This window comes from Sneathiella marina, assembly GCF_023746535.1.
In the GTDB taxonomy this organism is placed as follows: Bacteria; Pseudomonadota; Alphaproteobacteria; order Sneathiellales; family Sneathiellaceae; genus Sneathiella; species Sneathiella marina.
This window is the reverse complement of sequence record NZ_CP098747.1, coordinates 709,809-730,634: the sequence shown is the minus strand read 5'-3', so window position 1 is coordinate 730,634 and position 20,826 is coordinate 709,809. Positions and strand designations below refer to the sequence as shown.

Here is a 20,826-nt window from a genome sequence, read left to right as displayed (position 1 = left end):
GGCCTTTTCTACGCCCTCCTAGTGAATAAACTGCTTGGCCATTTTGAGGGTTTCGTCGATTTGCCCAGAGGACAGATTGTCCGCTGTCACCTCAAACTCCTGACCCTGCTCATTTTTCATTTTGAGGACCAAGCTCTTGTCTCGCTCAAAATAGGCCTTGGCCACTTCAAACAAGGCGACGGCCGCACCACTGCTCATAAAAGTCAAGGCCAAGGTACCAAGTGTCACCATGTCGCCTTTAGAGCCGGATTCTCCCGGTGCGGTCGGGATTTCGGCCGCCATATCCTGTTCTTGATTAAGCTGCACGCATATGTCGCGGGTCATATCCTGAAGTCGTCGATCAGGCAAACGTGATGAAGAGAGTGCTAAATCTACATGCATGGATTTCAAACCCCCAGTGTAAGAAATATGAATATAATTTATGTATAATATACTATTGCAAACTCACCAGCTTGTCAGATTTAATTCAATTAAAACAATATTTTCATTGGGAAATACGAAACGGCAAATAAATGGATAAGTGGTCTAGGAATTTCGAACAGTTTGAGAAAGCGAAATATAAATATGCATTTCGGGTTATCTTATGTAGCCAAAGGTTTTGTCGACAGCTGACTGAAATCTGGTTAAAGCGGTGTCGTCTAAATGGTCTGGAACGAGCAACGCTGCGATCTTACAAAGGCAACTTTAATCATCATATCGAGCCGAAAAGCGACTTTTGTATCCGTGTGTCGGTGGATCGTTACCGCCCCTGGGCACCCTTTTTATTAATACATTTGAAATTTTGCTTACCTATGCCTTGCCTGATGTGGGGCGAGAAGCGATGACATTGAAAAGAGATCTTGTTCATCGAAGAAGACTAGCTCAACGTAAAGTACTCTCCTACGAGGTTCATTTGACAACATGTTTGGATTGCTGCTTGCGATATTCAGGAACGGTCAACCCGCCAATCCCCCAGTCCTCAAGGCCGACTTCATCAATGACGACGAACGTGGCTGACGGGTCTTTGTTTAATACCCGCGCCAGAAGATCAGTTGTCCCCTTGATAAGTTCAGCTTTTTGTTCCGGGGATGGGCCTGTACCGTCAGGCCCTCCTTCTTTAGTGACCTTAATGTTTACGTAGGGCATTCAAGCCTCCTGTATTTGTGGAATATAGGTGAATATTTTTGTCATGATCCGCCATCCGTTATGGTCACGGGTCAATGTCAGAAAATCGAGATATTCGCACAGCATCATCGTCATGGACGCCCGAACGAAAGCCATGCGCGATCCACCGAACTCGATCGAGAAGATGCGATCATCACGCGGCTCACCCTTACTTGCGGGTGAGGTTCGCCGATCCACCATTTCAAAATACTCTGCGAGCGATTTATTCATATAGTCGCCTTCGATCATGTTCACATAGCGTGCGTCCGGGTGAAATACGGTCGCAAGCTGCACGGTGTCAGCATGGTAGAGGCCGTCAAAATACCCCTGCATGATTTCAGTGACCTCTGCGAATGCATTTGAATTATCCATCAGAGCAACCCTTCCGCTGTCATTGCAGCCTGTGTGGCCGGGCGCTTTGCCACACGCTCAACAAAGACTGCTACATTGGGCCATTTCTTTAGATCAATTCCGACAAAATTTGACCAATTACTGACAACAAAAAGATAGGCATCCGCGACCGAGAATTTGTCGCCTAAAAGATAGGTTCTACCGTCGCTTAAAAGCCCATTGAGATAATCAAATTTCTTTGCGACGTTTAAACCTGCTTCCTCCTTGTCTTCATTGGATGCGGAATTTGAAAAATATGGGCCGAAAGCCTTGTGCAATTCTGAACCGGTATAGTTGAGGTATTCCTGAAGGCGGGCGCGAGCAATTGTTTCAGCTGCTGGCGTCAATCCACTTTGCGGGTTTTGATCTGCAATATACTGGAGAATTGAAGCGCCCTCAGTAAGTATCTCACCGGACACGAGTTCTAATGCAGGGACATAGCCTTTGGGATTGATCTTTTTATAATCCAGATCCGATTTGGTCTGACCCGCTTCGGTGTCAACTTCGTCTAATTCGAACGTTGCACCAACTTCGTGCAATATGATGTGTGTCGCGAGCGAGCAAGCTCCGGGTTTGTAAAACAGCTTCATTGATTTTTCCTTTTCTAAGTGAGTTCAACATCGACTTGAAAATATGTAGTCGCTATGATGTTTCATTGATAATATTGATTATTCATATTAATGATCTAATAATTAGATCATTATATCTTGACGCTATGTAGGAACTTTATGACGTATGAGCAATTAGTCGTGCTGCACGCGATTGTCACAGAGGGGACCTTTCGGGGTGCGGCTGACAGGCTGAACAAATCCCAATCTGCTGTCAGTCACATGCTTAAGAAACTTGAGACCGAGATTGATATCGTTCTGCTATCGCGTGAAGAATACAGACCAAAGCTAACCGCTGCAGGCGAAGTATTCTATCGGCAGGCAACGCGGGTGATGCAGCAGATGCAAGAGCTCGGTAGCACGGCAAAGAATCTAAGCGCCAAGCAGGAAGCACAGGTCTTCCTAGCTGTTACGGCAACCTACCCCTTGAAACCACTCCTGGAAATTGTTGGGGCGCTTACTGCTGAGTATCCGGCAACTCATATCCGCTTATCGGGAGAGAGCATGGGCGGCCCGCTTGAGCGGCTGTTACGTCAGGAAGCCGATATTATCATCGCCACCATGGACGGCGTTCCTGTCGAACAGGTGGAAGCAATTCCATTTGCTGAAGTAATCATTCTCCCTGTTGCTCATCCAGATTTTGAACCCGCGCAAAGTTCGCATATGAAAACCGTCAGTGAGATGCAAAGCTACACTCAGGTTGTTGTCGCTGACAGCAGCAGTGGCGCATTTGCGCAAAGCAGAGATTTGCTCCCAGGTGGCCTGCGCTGGACCGTATCGGATTTCGCTGCGAAGAAGGAAATACTAATCGCGAAAATGGGCTGGGGCGGCATGCCAACACACATGATTGAAAAGGAACTTGAACGTGGAGAGCTGGTAGCGCTGAACGTCGAAGACTATCCACCGCGCCAATCACATTTGTTTCAAATTCGCAAGCGAGATAGAGATGTTGGCATTGTTGCTCAATCGATCTGGCAACAACTTAAATCCCTACGATCTTAATTTTGAAAAACCGGCGAAATTGAACAAGATCGAACATCGCAAATGAATGAGACAACATCAGCCATTTCTCCTTTAACAACACTCGTCTCCTTTCAAACAACATGCTCAAATGTCTGGATGGATATTGCAGCAATCATTAGGCAAAAAGAATTCATGCTTCCAAGCCATCCAATTTACTCCCGATTGATGGTCTTTCGTGATTGGCTTTCAGATGGCAGAGCACCGGCATGTTCCAAAGCTGACAAGTGGGAGGAAGTAGCCATGAGTTTCTGGGCCCATCAGGAACTAACCTACCTATGTCTAGAAACTTCTGAATACCTTCCTCTTAAGTCAAAGAGCTTGAAAATACCGGTCGGTATGTATATCGTAATGATACAAACAAGTCGGGTGAAGAAAAATGGGCACTGCAGTTGAAACACGTGCTAAGCTACTGGAAACTGCGATTCAGTTAATCTGGCAAAGCAATTACCACCAAGTCGGCATAAATGACATATGCAGTAAAGCAGGTGTCACAAAAGGCGCCTTCTATTATCATTTCCAGAGTAAGGCTGACCTCTTCTACGAGGCCGGGCATTACTATTGGGAGCAAACATTAGGGGAGCTAGACCACGTAATTTCTCCTAAATACACATCGCTCGAACAGCTCCATAATTTGATCGACATGATCGTAGAAAGGCAGCTCAATGAGCCTTTCTCGGATGACCTTGAAGTTAGCGGCTGCCCCATATTCACCGCGGGCGGACAAGTTGGGTCCGGGGAACAAAGGGTTATTCAATGTTCTCAGGAATTATCGAATGAAATGCTGAATTATCATGTTGCTATCGTTCGAGGTCTTAAAGGCGATGGGCTCTTGAACGGTGATCCGGATATTCTTCAGATTTCTCGAATTATCCACCAATACATCCAAGGGCTGCTGATCTATGGTCGCGTTTTCAATAGTCTGGAAATTGTTCGCACCGATCTTCGTGAGGCAATATATAGAATTGTCGACTTGAAGCAGGAATATCGTATTCTGAAAGACACGGATATCTTATCCAATCCGATACAGGTGTCAGTTTAATTTCCCTCGTTATCATATAATAGTGACGAAGCGCACTATAAGACGATATGCCGCTTGATAACATACCGATCGGTATGTAAATAGTAAAAAACATACACGCCTTTATGCGAATTCCCGCAATGGAGAAGAAAATGCACCCGGCATTTCGATTTAAATCGACCGTCGCAGCGATAAGCCTTGTAACCGCCGCCATTGTGGGAGGTTATTACCTTTTGGATATTCAGTCGGCGGATGCAATCCCGGCCAAGAGTAGTGCCCTGCCTCAGGCACTTCCTCTTGAAGTGATGCAAGTACAAACCGAATATGTTCGCTTGTGGAACGAATTTTCTGGCCACCTGACCGCCATAGATCAAGTTGATCTGAGACCACAGGTCAGCGGTTCGATCATTGAAATTCAGTTCGAAGATGGGCAGTTCGTCTCGAAGGGCGACGTGCTATTTGTTATAGATCCACGCACCTATCGTTCTGACGTTAAACAGGCGAAAGCGGAATTGAGTGTCGCGCGCCAAAACCTACGGCTTGCGAAAAAGGAGAAGGTCCGCGCTGAGGAACTCGTCGGCAAGGGAAATATATCTAAGCGTTTATTTGATGAACGAGCAAACACGGAGGCCGTGGCCATTAGCCGCGTAAATAACACCGCAGCCGCCCTAGAGCAGGCGGAAATTGCCCTGGATCATGCCTATGTCAAAGCGCCGATTTCAGGACGGGTCAGTCGCATTGAAATAACGGAAGGCAATTTTGTTTCTTCCGGTTCGAACGCGCCGATTTTGACGACAATTGTCGCAACCGAGGAAATCTATGCAGATTTCGAAGTCGACGAACAAACGTATCTGGCGCAGATGCATAGCACTCGTCTTTTAGAAGAAAACCGAACTACAATCCCAGTCGAATTGCTGCTCGCCAATGGCAGCAGTCTTTCCGGACAAGTACATAGCTTTGACAACCGTATAGACCCGCAGACAGGGACAATCCGGACCAGGGCTGTTTTCAAAAATACGAACGGGGCTTTGCTTCCGGGGATGTTCGCCAAGCTCCGCATCGGGACCCCAAGCGAGAAAGAACTTATCTTGTTACCTCCCAGCGCAATCAGCACGGATCAAGAAAGAAAATTTGTCTATATATTGTCCGACAGCAACAAAGTCGAATATCGTCAGGTGACTTTGGGCGCATACCAAGACGGGCGTCGGGTGATAACCTCGGGCTTGTCCCCCGCGGACAGAGTTGTCACTCAAGGCATTCTAAAAATTCGGCCCGGAACACTTGTCGAGCCAAAAATAATAGCGGCGAATGCGTCTTAAATCGCAAAGATTACAAGGCTTATAAGTCCAATCCAGACAACCATCACAATAGGTATCTAAGATGCAGAATATTCCAAGATTCTTCATTGACCGGCCGATCTTTGCCTGCGTCCTGTCAATCATGATCTTCATTGCCGGCTTACTCGCGATGCTGCGCCTACCCATTTCTGAATATCCGGAAGTTGTCCCGCCTTCGGTCGTTGTTCAGGCACAGTTTCCCGGCGCAAATCCGGCTGAAATTTCAGAAACGGTGGCAACTCCGCTTGAGGAACAAATCAACGGCGTTGAAGGAATGCTATATATCAACTCGCTCGCGACAACCGACGGAAACCTCTCTTTGACGGTTACGTTCGAAATCGGGACCGATCCGGATCTTGCACAGCAAAAAGTTCAGAACCGTGTTTCCCAGGCATTACCTCGCCTCCCGGATGTTGTACGTCAGCTTGGCGTTAATGTTGTCAAAAGCTCTCCAGACTTGACTATGGTCGTGCATTTGCGCTCCCCCAATGAGCGCTATGACATGCTGTATTTAAGAAACTACGCCACATTAAACGTCAAGGACCGACTGGCCCGCCTGGAAGGCGTAGGCCAAGTTCGCTTGTTTGGATCTGGCGACTACGCCATGCGTATCTGGTTGAACCCAGACCGCGTCGCAGAGCGGAACCTTACGGCCAGCGAGGTGGTGAACGCAATCCGCAGCCAGAATGTTCAGGTTGCAGCCGGAATAATAGGCGGCGCTCCATATGACGACGGAATTCAAGTACAGCTCCCCGTGAATGTCCAAGGCAGGCTACAATCACCCGAGGAATTTTCAAAGGTGATCATCAAACGCGATACCGATGGGGCCGTTACCCGCCTTGGAGATGTAGCCCGCATTGAGCTGGCGGCCCAGCAATATGCATTACGGTCTTTGTTGGACAACAAGCCTGCTGTTGCCATTCCGATTTTTGCGGCACCGGGGTCAAATGCGCTGGACATTTCCAGCAGTGTTCGCGCCACGATGTCGGAACTAAAGCAAAACTTTCCTGAAGGGGTTGATTACAGTATCGTCTACGACCCCACCGTCTTCGTCCAAGACTCCATCAAATCAGTTATTGTCACGTTGCTTGAAGCGGTCGCATTGGTTGTACTTGTGGTTATCATCTTTCTTCAGACATGGCGGGCCTCCATTATTCCGCTATTGGCTGTCCCGGTATCGATTATCGGTACATTCGCACTTATGTTACTACTTGGCTTTTCTATAAATGTTTTGTCTCTGTTCGGATTGATCCTGGCAATCGGTATCGTCGTTGATGATGCCATCGTCGTTGTTGAAAATGTCGAGCGGAATATCAGCGACGGCTTAAGTCCGCGGGACGCGACAATTGCGGCCATGAAGGAAGTAACAGGCCCGATTATCGCCACATCCCTGGTTATCACCAGTGTGTTTGTTCCCATCGCTTTCATCAGCGGTCTTACCGGTCAGTTCTACAAGCAATTTGCACTAACCATTGCTATTGCAACTATTATTTCAACAATCAACTCCCTGACCTTAAGCCCAGCTTTATCTGCACTCCTCCTCAAGAAACATGACGCTCCAAAAGACTTTCTTACAAAAATTCTAGATGGAATTTTCGGCTGGTTTTTCCGGGCGTTCAACCGGTTTTTTAATCGAAGCACCGATATTTATGCCAAAAGTGTCAAGGTTTTCGTCGGTCGAAAAGCCATAATGATGATCCTCTATGCTGTCCTTCTTGGCTTTACCTATCAGGGGTTTCAAATGATACCTTCTGGCTTCATTCCTCTTCAGGACAAACAATATCTGGTGAGCTTCGCACAGCTTCCACAAGGAGCAACATTAGATCGGACGGAAGACGTTATGCGCGAGATGTCAGAGATAGCGCTTAAAGAACCAGGTGTTAAGAGCGCCGTTGCATTCCCTGGCCTTTCTATCAACGGATTCGTAAATAGCACCAGCGCAGGGATCGTGTTTGTGACTTTGGATGATTTTTCGGAGCGCAAAGATCCAGCCCTTTCCGGATTTGCCATCGCCCAAAAGCTACAGCAAAAATACGGCGGCGTAGAAGAAGCGTTCATCGCCATTTTCCCAGCTCCTCCGGTACAGGGACTTGGATCCGTCGGCGGCTTCAAACTTCAGGTTCAGGACAGAAGTGACAGTGGCTATAAAACCCTGGACAATGTGATGAAACAGGTTCTCGGGAAAGCATGGGCGGCACCTGAACTAATTGGTATTTTCTCCAGCTACAATGTCAATGTACCTCAACTTCAGATAGATCTTGACCGTACCAAAGCGTTGCAAATTGGTATTCCAGTTGATGAAGTCTTCCGGGCGATGCAGATTTATTTAGGCTCTTTGTATGTCAATGACTTCAACCTGTTTGGCCGCACTTATCAGGTGATCGCACAGGCAGACAAGCCCTACCGTTCGGCGCCAGATGATATTCTGCGGCTGAAGACCCGTAACGCAGAAGGACTACTTGTACCTCTTGGCAGTGTCGTGACGGTTACGGAGACTTTTGGACCTGATACCGCCATGCGCTACAACGCGTTCCGATCAGCAGATTTAAATGGTAACGCTGCGCCGGGATTTTCAAGTGGAGAGGCTCAATCTGCAATCACAAAAATCCTCGAAGAAACCTTGCCGCCAGGAATGGAGTTCGAATGGACAGAACTAACCTACCAGCAGATTTTATCCGGCAATACAGCAGTGTTTATTTTCCCGCTTTGCATTTTCCTGGTTTATCTTGTTCTGGCGGCCCAATATGAAAGCCTAACGTTGCCGCTTGCCGTTATCATGATTGTTCCCATGAGCATTCTTGCAGCGTTGATCGGCGTCTACATCGTCGGGGGCGACAATAATATCTTCACACAGATCAGTCTTTTCGTTCTGGCGGGACTGGCGTCAAAGAATGCCATTCTGATTGTTGAGTTTGCTCGCGAACTGGAGCGGCAGGGCCATAGCGCTATCTCTGCCGCCGTCGAGGCAAGCCGTTTGCGGCTTCGTCCAATTTTAATGACCTCATTCGCTTTCATTATGGGTGTGCTGCCTCTAGTCCTGTCAACGGGCGCAGGTGCCGAAATGCGCCAGGCAATCGGCGTGGCGGTTTTCTCCGGAATGTTAGGCGTGACTTTTTTCGGCCTGATACTGACGCCAGTCTTCTATGTGCTTGTTCGAAGGCTTTCACCTAGTACTGACATTGTCAGAGAAAAACCGCTTGCCATGTGAATTAGGAGTGATGACACATCAATTTCGTAGTCAGGAGAAGGCGCACACCAAGCCCATCAGCAGCACTTTAGATATTCCCTAGCAACAGTGGAGATAATTTGCGATGCCGTGTCAGATTAGATGACAATGCTTAGCCTTGTTCTGCCGATATTTCAGCCGAACGGAACCACTCTGTCCGCGAGTCGGTGGTTCGTTACCGCCCTTGGACACCATTTTTTGGGCTCATTCTAAGATATTGGCTGTTGTTTGTGCTGCTCGGTCATTCTTCAATAAATATGACATTTGATGTCTAAGGGCATCTGTTCCATAGCCCGGAAGAAGATATTGCGCAGATGGCGAAGTTGGAGCATGATTTACTGGCTGCACTATTCGCTGCATCAACATATCGATTGGATTGCATGCAAAATAGATACTTTGGTGACGTGGGTGACTACAAAAAATACGGGTTACTTAGACAACTTACTGCGTCAGAAAACGACGGACACTCCTTGAAGCATGGCATCAATTGGTATCTAGTTCCGGACGAAAGCCACAATAATGATGGACGACATATGGAAAATTTGGTAATTCCAGAGGGTTTAGATTGTCATGCAATGATCTGGCTTTTTAATGTAACGCCGACTTGTTCGGCCTATCGCGACCATCCAGATGAAAAGCCAGCAGTCATGCCCCCATCAACGATGACATGTTGACCATTGAGCCATCCAATATTGCCTTCGGCAAGAGTTACTATTGCTTCTGCAATATCTTCCGGTTCTGCTGCACGACCAACCATATCGATCATGCTTTGCATTGCTTCGGCTCCCGCATCTTTAGAGAAATCTTCAAATATTGGTGTTTTCACTGGCCCTGGCCCAACATCATTGACACGAATACCACGTTCCAGACCTTTACCCGCCATTTGCATGGTGTATAGGACTACTGCTTCCTTCGAAAAAGTATAAGCATCAACACCAACAGCTTCTTCGTTTCGATGCCACCAATCAACGCCATCATCAAAGCTATTTGTACGCAACACATCCGCCAAAAAATCACGCCTCTTTCGCCAATTATTTCCTGCAATTGACGCAACATTTACTACAGTTCCGTTATCAACAATGCGACCCCAGACACGTTCTGTTAGATGGCGAAGCCCGAACAGATTAACCCGCATGGTCAAATCAGAACCCGACCGCCCTACTGGAACGCCCGCAATATTAACCAGCGAAGAAAAACATCCGTCCAATGCGGCAACGGCCGTATCAATACTCTCTGGATCGCTAAGATCACATTGAACATATATCAAATCGTCATTGTCTGGTTTCTTTAAGTCCAGCGTAAGGACGCGGTGTCCTCTTTTCACTAACGATTTTGCTGTTGCTGCTCCGACGCCCGAAGCGCCACCTGTCATTAAAATTGGATGCTCCATGAATTCCTCTTTTTTCTTATTTTTGAGCCCGCAGATTAGCCTAAAATAAGGAATAGTAACAGAGAACGCAATACGAGTAGCTGATCAAATCCGTATGTGAAATGCGATCTCTGTATCCGCGTGTCGGTGGTTCGTTGCCGCCCCTGGGCACTATTTTTTCCAGAAAATATCAGTATGCCATGAAATTTTGATGTCCTTCAATTTCTCTTAGTCTCGTTATAACCCCTTGAAGTTATTTTCCTGTCTTTTGGCGAAAATGCAGATTTACGCTTGATCTGACACGCCTATGCAAAAAGTAGGTTCAATAGAAATAAATTTGCTGCAAGCAGTGCAAAGGCCACAAATTTCCAGAAATTTTTTGGATCGCGCTCTATCAGAGGGACATCCTGATATGTAAATTTCGGGTTTGGGTTTGATAAATCTTCGAGAAAGGCTGAAAGGCTGTCATACCGTTGAGCCGGCACCAGATGTACGGATTTCGCCAATGCGCCGTCTATCCAATCGGGGATTTTCGGATTATACCGGCGGGCAGGTTTATATTGCAATTTCCTCAGTGATCTATGATTTGCAAATCCATCTCCATACGGCAATTTTCCGGTTAACATTTCATATGCTATCACCCCTATAGAATAGCGGTCGGAATATTTTGTTCCAGCTTTCCCTCCTTCGTCTTCGGAAACAAATTCCGGCGCGCTGTAGCTTCGCGTGCCAGGATGTTCCACGTCCATAATTGGGCTGGAAATTTCTTCAATTCCGGCTATTTTCACCGATCCGAAGTCGATAATTTTGATGGTACCGTTGATATCGATGATAATATTTTCCGGCTTCAGATCCTGATGTAGCATTTCCTTGCGGTGAAAAGCGCGCAGACCTTTTGCAACCTGGCCCAAAATATCGCGAATTGCGGCCAGTTCCCGGTCGGGATTATCGCGCATCCACTGGCGTAATGTCTGGCCTTCAACATATTCCATCACATAGTAGAGAAAAGTCTTGGGCCTACTTTCATCGTGAATTTTGACAACATAAGGCGAATTTATTCTTTTTGCCGCCCATTCCTCCCGCTGAAAATGATCCAGATAAGCTGGATCATCCACATAGTTCACTGAGGGTGTTTTTATGGCTACTTTCACGCCTTGATGGGGCGAGGTTGCTAAATAAACTTGCGATCGGCTGCTGACATGGAGATCCCTAATTATTTCAAAACCATCCAGAACCATTCCGGATGATAGTTCTGGAGGAAACGGGAGTTCCGAAAGCTTACGGGTATGCGTATCGATGTCTTCATGGCCAACGTCATCTATGCGTACTATCTGGCAGGTTACATTATCCGGGCTATCGTTGCTGAGGGCCTCATCCACAATATCCCGGGCGATAGCATTTAAATTCTCACCGCGCATTCGAAATCGCTTAGATATGAAGGATGATGAGACGAAATCATGTATGCCATCGGTGGTAAAAATGAATATGTCCCCAGCTTCCACAAGGATCGTTTGATAGTCGATTTCAACGTTCAGGTCGATGCCCATGGCCCGACCAAGATAGTCTTTATCGCCACGACCAGGAACCCTGTGATCATTCGTAATCGGTTCGACAACATCTTCACGAAACCTTGTTATGCGGGTATCACCGACGTGAAAGACGTGAGCAATACCAGATTTCAAGACCAATGCACTTAACGTGCTCACCATTCCCCGGTTCGATCCATGTTGAGCATAACCCTGACCGTAAAGCCATCGATTAAGGGCTGTCAGGATATTATGTGCTGATGATTTGACACTCCAGGAGTCGGGGGTTGAATAATAGTCCGTGAGAAAGCTTTTCACGCAGCTTTCACTGGCTTCCTTGGCCGCATTGCTGCCACTCATCCCGTCTGCGACAACCATGGCAATACCTTTGATTGTGAGCAGGGGCTCATCAGGGATCAAGACACCAAAGGAATCTTCATTTACGTCCTTTGCGCCTGCCTCAGAACATTGAGAGATACTTATTCGCGCAGTATTTCCCATCCGTCACCCCCTTTCATGTTTCTGTCCCGACCTATTTAACGGTAATTAGTTCGACTGTGCCATCCGGTAATATTTCGGCCATTTCACCTTCGGGCTCTTCCATAAATACTGCAATTGCAATCCATGTGAAGATTGCCGACGCGCATATAACCAAAAAGAATATCTTTGGTGAGACGAATGAAAGTACTGTCAGAAAACATACCGCTCCTACATTTCCATAAGCACCCACCATACCAGCGACCTGCCCCGTCATCCGCCTTTTAACCAATGGCACAACCGCGAAAACGGCGCCCTCGCCTGCCTGGACGAAAAAGGAACATCCCATTGCCATAAGAACAGCAGCTGGCAGCCACCAATCTGCAGTAATTTGGGACATCCCGAAATATCCAATGGCAAGGAATCCGATAAATATCATCAAGGTCTTTTTACGGCCATACCGATCACTCATCAATCCGCCTCCAGGGCGCGATACGAGATTCATAAACGCATATGCTGATGCCAGTATGCCAGCCTCAACACCAGAAAGAGAAAATGTATCCATAAAGAATAAGGGGAGCATTGATACCACGGCTAATTCCGACCCAAAAGTCACAAGATATGCCAGATTAAGCACGGCAATCTGCTTGAACTTGTATCGCTGAAACTCGGGAGCAGGTTCCCTCAGGATTGATCTGTTAACACTCACTATGTGATATAGCTGATAGAAATATAAGACTACCAATCCCAGATATATTAGGTCTGCCGTCATATCTGACAGTATATCAATGTTGTTAGGCCCCAATTTCCATGCAAGTAAAGCGATCGTCAGGAAGAGAGGCAATTTCATGATTGCATACAGCACCATATCGCCCCGCGAAGAAACTTCCATTGCACCACTTTTATTGGGTTTGAAATAGGTCGCCCCTTCAGGAGTATCACGAGCCAGTCTAAAGAAAATCACCGAATATCCCAATGCAATTACACCAGTCAGCGCTGTCGCATAACGCCATCCATCCTCGCCGCCGAAAAGCAGAGTGATTGAAGGCAGCGACATCGCCGCCGCGGCTGAGCCAAAATTGCCCCATCCGCCATAAATGCCCTCTGCAACACCAACCTGCTTCGCTGGAAACCATTCTCCGATTAAACGAATGCCAATGACAAAACCGGCACCAACAAAACCAAGAAGAAACCGACTTATGGCAAGCATTTCAAAACTTGTTGAGGATGCGAAGACAAAGCATATGAGAGCCGAGACCGCCAGCAGAAGAGAATACACCATCCGCGGACCAAACCTGTCAACTGTCATGCCAATGATAATTCTAGCCGGGATCGTTAAGGCGACATTCAAAATGAGTAGAGTTGCAATTTCCTGCTTCGATAATCCAAATGAGTCGCGAATGTGAGATAGCAAAGGCGCGTGATTGAACCAGACTAAAAAACTGATAAAAAATGCAATCCAGGTCAAATGAAGGGTCCGCATTTTTCCAGAAAATGAAAACAGGTTTATTCGATTGGTGCTCGACGAGCTCATGTTTCACGCATCCTTCAGGTGCTATTGTGATGACTAGGGTGAAGATTGGTCTCACTAAGGCAAGCACCGTGCCAGTATCAAAAAGGGCTGATTTTGGGGGATTACATCCGTGAGTAATAAAAAAGGGATGCGCCGGGTGCTTATTTTTTAGTCTAAATTTATTGCACTGCACAAAAAATAGATCAATTTCAAAGCTAATTCGACTTTTACGTACCGCAGAAAGCGTAGAGGTTTCCGCGAAAATATCACAACATATTGAAAAATATAGTGTAATTCATTTTCTCATCGAAAAAAATACCGCTTGGCACAACTGTTGCTTTTAAAGCTTCAAGCTCGAATTAAATCTCTTATGAGAAGGAATTGGCAGGTCCAGGATGAATATGATGACAACGAAGCTCGAAAAGCCAAAACTTGTTTTAATCGGAAATGGCATGGCGGGTGTCCGAACGATTGAGGAAGTCCTTAAAATCAATCCCGACCTGTTCGATATCACCATTTTCGGCTCGGAGCCACATGGCAATTATAATCGCATCATGCTGTCTCCCGTTCTGGCCGGTGAGAAAACTATAGACGAAATCCTGCTCAATGATGACGAGTGGTATGCGGACAATGATATAATCTTGCATAAGGGAAAGACGGTCACAAAAATTGATCGGACGCGTAATCAGGTTATCGCCGATGACGGATCGGTGGCAGCGTATGATCGGCTGCTGTTAGCGACAGGATCTGACCCTTTTATGTTACCTATTCCCGGTGCAAATCTTCCTGGCGTTATCACGTTCAGAGACATTCACGATGTTGATCAAATGCTCGCTGCCTCGAAAAAACACCGAAACGCTGTTGTCATTGGTGGCGGTCTTTTAGGACTGGAAGCTGCAAAGGGGCTTGCTATTCAGGGGATGCAAGTCACTGTCATCCACTTGATGGACACCTTGATGGAACGTCAATTGGACAATACTGCGGGTCAGCTTTTACAAAAATCACTTGAAGATCAGAAGCTGACATTTTTGATGGGCGCGGAAACCGAAGCAATTCTAGGTGATGACCATGTCACTGGCGTCAGGTTCAAAGACGGGAGCGAAATTCCGGTCGACATTGTTGTCATGGCGGTCGGCATCAAACCCAACAAATCACTTGCGGAAAAAGCTGGTATTCATTGTGAACGCGGGGTCGTGGTGAGCGATACAATGCAAACCTACGATCCCAAGATTTACGCCGTCGGAGAATGTGTTCAGCATCGGCAGTCCACTTATGGACTTGTTGCCCCCCTTTTTGAGCAAGGAAAGATCTGTGCCAATCATTTGGTTGGCAAGGGGTCTCTGCGGTACCTTGGCTCCCTTACATCGACAAAATTGAAAGTCACCGGTATCGACTTGTTTTCTGCAGGTGATTTCGTCGGTGATGACGATACAGAAGACATTATTTTTCGTGATCCAGGGCGCAGTATTTATAAAAAACTGGTTTTGAAAGGTGACCGGATTCAAGGCGGCGTCATGTATGGCGATACCGTTGACGGATCCTGGTATTTTCAAATGATGCAGGATGAAACAGATGTTTCAGAATTTCGCGATACCTTGCTTTTCGGCAAAACACATCTCGGCGATTCAGGGTATGGTAGCCAGTCGCATGCCGTTGATCTTGAGGATTCTGCTGAAATATGCGGCTGCAACGGTGTCTGCAAAGGTGACATTGTTCAGGCAATCACAGCCAGTAATCTTTTTACACTCGAGGACGTGCGCTCCCATACGAAAGCCTCTGCTTCCTGCGGGTCCTGTACAGGACTGGTTGAGCAAATCCTGTCTTCAACTGTTGGGGGAGACTATTCAAGCTCACCCAAAAAAAAATCGTTATGCCCCTGCTCGGATCATACGCATGACGACATACGTCGTGCCATCCTTGAAAATGAACTGAAATCGATCTCAGCCGTCCTGCATTTCTTGAAGTGGCGAAAAACAGATGGTTGCGCAAAATGCCGGCCCGCCTTGAACTATTATCTTTTATGCGCCTGGCCCGGAGACTACGAGGACGATGGCCAGTCCCGCTTTATCAACGAAAGGGTGCATGCCAATATACAGAAGGATGGTACTTTTTCGGTGATCCCCCGCATGTGGGGCGGCACGACAACGCCGAATGAGCTGCGGGCAATTGCGAATGTCGCCGACAAGTATAAAATCCCCAGCGTAAAGGTTACGGGCGGTCAACGAATTGACCTGCTCGGTGTCAATAAAGAAGACCTGCCTGCCGTCTGGTCAGATCTTAACCAGGCAGGAATGGTCTCCGGCCATGCCTATGGAAAGGCTCTTCGGACCGTCAAAACCTGTGTTGGTTCTGAATGGTGTCGATTTGGCGTTCAGGATTCAACCAATCTCGGCATACGACTGGAAAAGGCGCTTTGGGGGTCCTGGACACCGCACAAATTTAAAGTTGCTGTTTCAGGCTGCCCGCGAAATTGTGCAGAATCTACGATCAAAGATTTCGGTGTTGTCGCCGTTGATTCTGGATGGGAGCTTCATGTCGGTGGCAATGGCGGGATCAAAGTCCGGGCAACGGATTTCCTGTGCAAAGTGAAAACCGAAGACGAGGTTCTTGAATATGCCCAGGCCTTCATCCAGCTTTATCGTGAAGATGCTCATTATCTGGAGCGTACAGCGCCATGGATTGAACGGGTTGGCCTCTACAGCATCAAGGAGCAACTAATTGATAGCGACGATATACGAAAATCCTATGTCACCCGGTTCCTATTATCTCAAAAATACGCGCAAACGGATCCGTGGAAAGAGCAAGTGACAAAAATGGAATTCAGTCGCGAATACGAAACTCTGAAACCTGAAAAGCAGTTGGTGAGTTAAATCATGAATCAATGGGTCAAAATTTGCGAGTTAGACGACATTCTTCCACTCGGCTCGCGGGTCATAGAATTGCCAATAGGACCGGTCGCAATCTTCCGTACCTCCGATGATAAAGTTTTTGCAGTATTGGATGAATGTCCGCATAAACAAGGGCCTTTGTCACAAGGTATTGTTCACGATAATAGTGTAACCTGCCCTTTACATAACTGGGTAATACAACTGGAAAATGGCAAAGCAGAGGCGCCTGATGTTGGTTGTGTTGAGACTTTTCCGGTTCAATTGATTGATGGCGACATCCATCTTTCGATCACCGTTAGCCTGGCATCATCGGAATTAATTGATGGCTGACACCGAATGCTCAACTGTAAAAACAACTTGTCCTTATTGCGGTGTGGGTTGTGGCATTTCTGTATCAAAAGACACAGAAGCCGGTTTTAAGATATCCGGTGACATGGCGCATCCGGCCAATAAGGGCCTGCTTTGCTCCAAGGGAGCCGCATTGGCGGACACTTTGGGTCGTAAAGGCCGCCTTCTTGCACCCGAAATCAATCGTAAATCCGTGGAATGGGAAACCGCACTGAACAAAATCGCGACCGGATTTCAGGAAATCATCGACATATACGGCCCGGATGCCGTCGCCTTTTACGTTTCCGGCCAGTTGTTGACGGAAGACTATTACGTTGCCAACAAGCTGATGAAAGGTTTCATCGGCGCCGCCAATATCGATACAAATTCACGACTTTGTATGTCGTCCAGCGTTGCCGGTCACAAGCGCGCCTTCGGTTCCGATACAGTTCCTGGATGCTATGAGGATTTGGAACTTGCTGATCTTGTTGTCCTCACTGGGTCCAACGCCGCCTGGTGCCATCCGGTTCTTTATCAGCGGCTTGTTGCTGCCAAAACGACCCGTCCAAACATGAAAGTTATCGTCATTGATCCGCGTCAAACGGCGACCAGTGATTGTGCAGATTTACACCTGCCCATAAAACCCGGCACTGATGCAGTACTGTTTAATGGATTGCTCACCCATTTGAAAAAACAGCAAAAATTTGATGATCACTTCACAAATAAATTTTGCGACGGATTGGACGCCACTGTCGCAACGGCGGAGGCTACTGCACCAAATGTCGAATTTGTGGCGAACGTCTGTTGTTTGGACGCTAAAGATGTTTTGGAATTCTACGCCTATTTCGAAAAGACCGAAAAAGCGATGACGTTATATTCGCAAGGGATAAATCAGTCCTCCAGTGGCACCGACAAAGTCAATTCCATTCTCAATTGCCATTTGGTGACAGGCCGCATCGGCAGGCCGGGAATGGGGCCGTTTTCATTAACGGGACAACCCAATGCGATGGGTGGTCGTGAAGTGGGAGGGCTTGCCAACCAACTCGCGGCGCATATGGAAATTGACAACTCGGACCACCGTGAGCTAGTGCAGAAATTTTGGCAATCCCCAACAATCGCCTGTAAACCAGGGCTTGCGGCTGTTGACCTCTTTGACGCAGTTTATGCAGGCGATGTAAAGGCCATTTGGATTATGGGCACTAATCCAGCTGTCAGCATGCCGAACAATTCACGGGTTCGGCAAGCATTGAAAAAATGCAAGATGGTAGTCGTTTCTGACTGCGAACAAAATACAGACACGGCTGATTTCGCTGATGTTCTTTTACCCGCGCTCGCTTGGGGTGAAAAAGACGGAACTGTCACCAATTCGGAACGCCGTATCTCCCGACAACGCCCCTTCGTGCCGGCGCCTCGGAATGCGAAGCCTGATTGGTGGATCATTTCCGAAGTGGCAAAACGACTTGGCCATGTGTCCGCGTTCAAATACCAATCCAGCGCGGAAATATTCCGCGAGCATGCTCTACTTTCCGGTCATCAAAACAATGCGACACGTGATTTTGATATCAGCAGCCTCAGCACTCTTACGCAATCAGAATATGACGACCTTGCCCCCATACAATGGCCGGTAACGGACGAGCAGCCAAAAGGAACAGCGCGGCTTCTCGGTACCGGTGCTTTTTTTACGCCCGGCAAAAAAGCTGTACTGGTCCCGGTTTCACCGCAACCTCCAGAGCATTTACCGACACCGGAGTATCCGCTCATTTTGAATACTGGGCGTATCCGGGACCAATGGCATACGATGACGCGAACAGGTAAATCTGGCATCCTTTCAGCACATCGACCTGAGCCCTACGCCGAAATACACCCGATTGATGCCAAGCTTTCTAAAATCCGCGATCGTGAGTTGATTACTCTAGAAACCCTATGGGGGAAAATGGTCGCCCGGGCAACAATCTCACCTTACCAAAAGCAGGGCAGTATTTTTGTTCCCATACATTGGAATGATCAATACGCCTCAAACGGCTTGGTCGATGCACTCGTCAGTCCAGCGACAGACCCTATTTCGAAACAGCCTGAATTTAAATACACACCAGTAGCAATCCGGCGTTTTGCTACGACCTGGAAAGCCTTTGTTTTATCTCGCACACATATTAATTTTTGCGACAAAGCAAATGCAGCAACATATTGGGTTTCGGCCCGCGCGAACAATTCCTGGCGGTATGAAATTGCAGGGGAGCAGCATTATGACAATAAATCTGAACTTGTCAGAAATCTCTTTCCAAAGAGTATTTTCGATAACAGCTGGCTGGAGTTCGAAGATGTCGCCCGGGGTAATTACAGGGGAGCCCAGATTGTGGACGATCAATTGATTAAATGTATATTCATTAGTAATCTTTCAGACTTGCCCGCACGCGATTGGTTGCAGACTCTATTTTCTGAACCCGCCATTTCCAGTGAAAATCGCGCCTGCCTTCTTTCAGGCTTGCCGCCCAAGAACCAGAAAGATACGGGTCCCTTAATCTGCGCTTGCTTTGGCGTCGGCGCGAAAACTATCATCGACGCAATTGAGAACAAACAACTCGCTACTACGGATCAAATCGGCGAAGCACTATTTGCTGGTACGAATTGCGGCTCGTGCTTGCCCGAAATTACGAGTATTCTTTCAAATACTGCTTCGGCGTAAAAGCTCCAGACAATTCAGCTGCAATCAACCATTTATTATCCGCGTGTCGGTGGTTCGTTGCCGCCCCTGGGCACCATTTTTTCTCATCCGCAAATCTCGTACAAATCAGTCTCCAGCGGCAGTTTTGATGCACAAATCAGAATGCTCTGTACCTTTTGGACATATCAGAGGACTTTACTAAACCTTGCAATGCTTTTACGCTTCCTTGATCCGCGTGCACTGGGAAATGAATGTATGGAGAACGAAGAAAAAACCACACTCACGGAAGAAGTGACAACAAACGAGCCCCAAAATCACGAAAAACAGAAAGCGCAACCGCACTACGGGCCAAAGAATGTCAATTTCCTGATTAAGGAGATGGCTTTGGTAGGCGAAGTGGGTACGGAAGATGTCTGGAAATGGCTCGCCGCCGGCTGGTCCGATCTGAAAGCCAATTCGGCGATTAGTACCAGCTATGCTGCTTTGTTCATTATCTTGGGGCTGATTATATCTTTTGGTTTTTACTTCTTGGGCTGGCCTTATCTGATACTTCCCAGTCTGAGCGGTTTTCTTCTTGTGGGACCTGCCGTTGGGATCGGCTTTTACGAGATCAGCCGTCGTCATGCGGCAGGCGAGAAAGTCACTCTCCTGACTGCAGTTACGGCGGCGCGCCACAATAAATTGGGAATTTTTGGCTTTGGTGTGGCACTTACCTTTGTTTTTCAGGTATGGCTTCGCCTCTCCTTCACAGTATTTGCGCTGAACTTTCCAGGTATTATGCCTGAATGGAGCATCATCTTAATGCGCGCCATCAGTTTAGAAGGTGTTTATTTCGGGATTTCGATTGCCCTTGTTGGTTTTGTTTTTGCCACCGGCATCTTCTTTGTCGGGGCTTTCTCTATGCCAATGATGCTAGACCGGAAATCAATGTTGCTCCCGTCACTTATTACCAGCGCCTTTGCTGTCGCCCACAATCGCAACGCCATGATCCTTTGGGCAGCAATAATAGTGGTTTTCACTGGAATTGGTCTAATCACAGCCGGAATTGGACTGATCATCACACTACCGCTCATTGGCCACGCGACTTGGCATGCCTATAAGCAAGTGATGTCCGGCGATCTACCAAATGGTGAAATTCATCCCACCGGCAATCTTGCTGCAACAGAGTAATTCTGTGAGTTTACATTAGTGCCAACTTTACCATCTAGAGAAAAGACCATCGTGATCAGTTGTTCGCCGCGTTTCCCGTAAGCGTCCATGAGGCAGAAGATTGAGATCGCATACTGAAACACTATCCGCGTGTCGGTGGTTCGTTACCG

General features: G+C 47.4%; 15 protein-coding genes. 8 read left to right on the top strand and 7 right to left on the bottom strand.

Annotation, left to right across the window (positions count from 1 at the left end):
* Positions 1–18 precede the first annotated feature (18 nt).
* The 4 genes from NBZ79_RS03500 to gstA form a co-directional block, all read right to left on the bottom strand.
* Complete coding sequence (locus tag NBZ79_RS03500) at positions 19–381, bottom strand: effector-associated constant component EACC1 (RefSeq protein WP_251935578.1); 363 nt, start codon at positions 379–381, stop codon at positions 19–21.
* Positions 382–888: 507 nt separating this feature from the next.
* The gene (locus NBZ79_RS03495; RefSeq protein WP_251935577.1) at positions 889–1,125 is read right to left on the bottom strand and encodes a tautomerase family protein; all 237 of its coding nucleotides are present in this window, start codon (positions 1,123–1,125) and stop codon (positions 889–891) included.
* Complete coding sequence (locus tag NBZ79_RS03490) at positions 1,126–1,515, bottom strand: nuclear transport factor 2 family protein (RefSeq protein WP_251935576.1); 390 nt, start codon at positions 1,513–1,515, stop codon at positions 1,126–1,128.
* Positions 1,515–2,123 carry a glutathione transferase GstA gene (gene gstA / locus NBZ79_RS03485; RefSeq protein WP_251935575.1) on the bottom strand — a complete coding sequence of 203 codons (609 nt, stop codon included), beginning with the start codon at positions 2,121–2,123 and terminating at the stop codon, positions 1,515–1,517. The genes NBZ79_RS03490 and gstA overlap by 1 nt, the downstream gene beginning before the upstream one ends.
* Before the next feature lie 138 nt (positions 2,124–2,261).
* On the opposite strand from gstA, the gene NBZ79_RS03480 reads away from it, so the two are divergent.
* From NBZ79_RS03480 to NBZ79_RS03465, 4 genes are all read left to right on the top strand, one after another.
* Positions 2,262–3,143 carry a LysR family transcriptional regulator gene (locus NBZ79_RS03480; protein ID WP_251935573.1) on the top strand — a complete coding sequence of 294 codons (882 nt, stop codon included), beginning with the start codon at positions 2,262–2,264 and terminating at the stop codon, positions 3,141–3,143.
* A 397-nt stretch (positions 3,144–3,540) separates the two neighbouring features.
* Positions 3,541–4,203 (top strand): TetR/AcrR family transcriptional regulator, encoded by a 663-nt coding sequence (locus NBZ79_RS03475; RefSeq protein WP_251935571.1) that lies wholly within the window; start codon positions 3,541–3,543, stop codon positions 4,201–4,203.
* Between the two features lie 131 nt (positions 4,204–4,334).
* Entirely contained in the window at positions 4,335–5,501 is a 1,167-nt protein-coding gene (locus NBZ79_RS03470) for an efflux RND transporter periplasmic adaptor subunit (protein WP_251935569.1), read from the top strand.
* Positions 5,502–5,562: 61 nt separating this feature from the next.
* Positions 5,563–8,727, top strand: coding sequence for an efflux RND transporter permease subunit (locus tag NBZ79_RS03465; RefSeq protein WP_251935567.1), 3,165 nt, complete (start codon positions 5,563–5,565; stop codon positions 8,725–8,727).
* 631 nt (positions 8,728–9,358) lie between these two features.
* Here the strand turns inward: NBZ79_RS03465 and NBZ79_RS03460 are convergent.
* From NBZ79_RS03460 to NBZ79_RS03450, 3 genes are all read right to left on the bottom strand, one after another.
* Positions 9,359–10,135 (bottom strand): coniferyl-alcohol dehydrogenase, encoded by a 777-nt coding sequence (locus NBZ79_RS03460; RefSeq protein WP_251935565.1) that lies wholly within the window; start codon positions 10,133–10,135, stop codon positions 9,359–9,361.
* Positions 10,136–10,419: 284 nt separating this feature from the next.
* Positions 10,420–12,141: a bifunctional protein-serine/threonine kinase/phosphatase gene (locus NBZ79_RS03455; protein ID WP_251935564.1), complete on the bottom strand. Its 1,722-nt coding sequence runs from the start codon at positions 12,139–12,141 to the stop codon at positions 10,420–10,422.
* 31 nt (positions 12,142–12,172) lie between these two features.
* Positions 12,173–13,651: a NarK family nitrate/nitrite MFS transporter gene (locus tag NBZ79_RS03450; RefSeq protein WP_251935562.1), complete on the bottom strand. Its 1,479-nt coding sequence runs from the start codon at positions 13,649–13,651 to the stop codon at positions 12,173–12,175.
* Positions 13,652–14,034: 383 nt separating this feature from the next.
* Between NBZ79_RS03450 and nirB the strand changes: the two genes are divergently transcribed.
* The 4 genes from nirB to NBZ79_RS03430 all read left to right on the top strand — a co-directional run bounded on the left by nirB (position 14,035) and on the right by NBZ79_RS03430 (position 20,677).
* Positions 14,035–16,500 carry a nitrite reductase large subunit NirB gene (gene nirB, locus NBZ79_RS03445; protein WP_420854578.1) on the top strand — a complete coding sequence of 822 codons (2,466 nt, stop codon included), beginning with the start codon at positions 14,035–14,037 and terminating at the stop codon, positions 16,498–16,500.
* Between the two features lie 3 nt (positions 16,501–16,503).
* Positions 16,504–16,848 (top strand): nitrite reductase small subunit NirD, encoded by a 345-nt coding sequence (gene nirD, locus NBZ79_RS03440; protein ID WP_251935558.1) that lies wholly within the window; start codon positions 16,504–16,506, stop codon positions 16,846–16,848.
* Complete coding sequence (locus tag NBZ79_RS03435; protein ID WP_251935556.1) at positions 16,841–19,528, top strand: nitrate reductase; 2,688 nt, start codon at positions 16,841–16,843, stop codon at positions 19,526–19,528. Before nirD ends, NBZ79_RS03435 begins: the two co-directional genes overlap by 8 nt.
* Positions 19,529–19,762: 234 nt before the next feature.
* Positions 19,763–20,677 (top strand): DUF2189 domain-containing protein, encoded by a 915-nt coding sequence (locus NBZ79_RS03430; protein ID WP_251935554.1) that lies wholly within the window; start codon positions 19,763–19,765, stop codon positions 20,675–20,677.
* Positions 20,678–20,826: the final 149 nt, after the last annotated feature.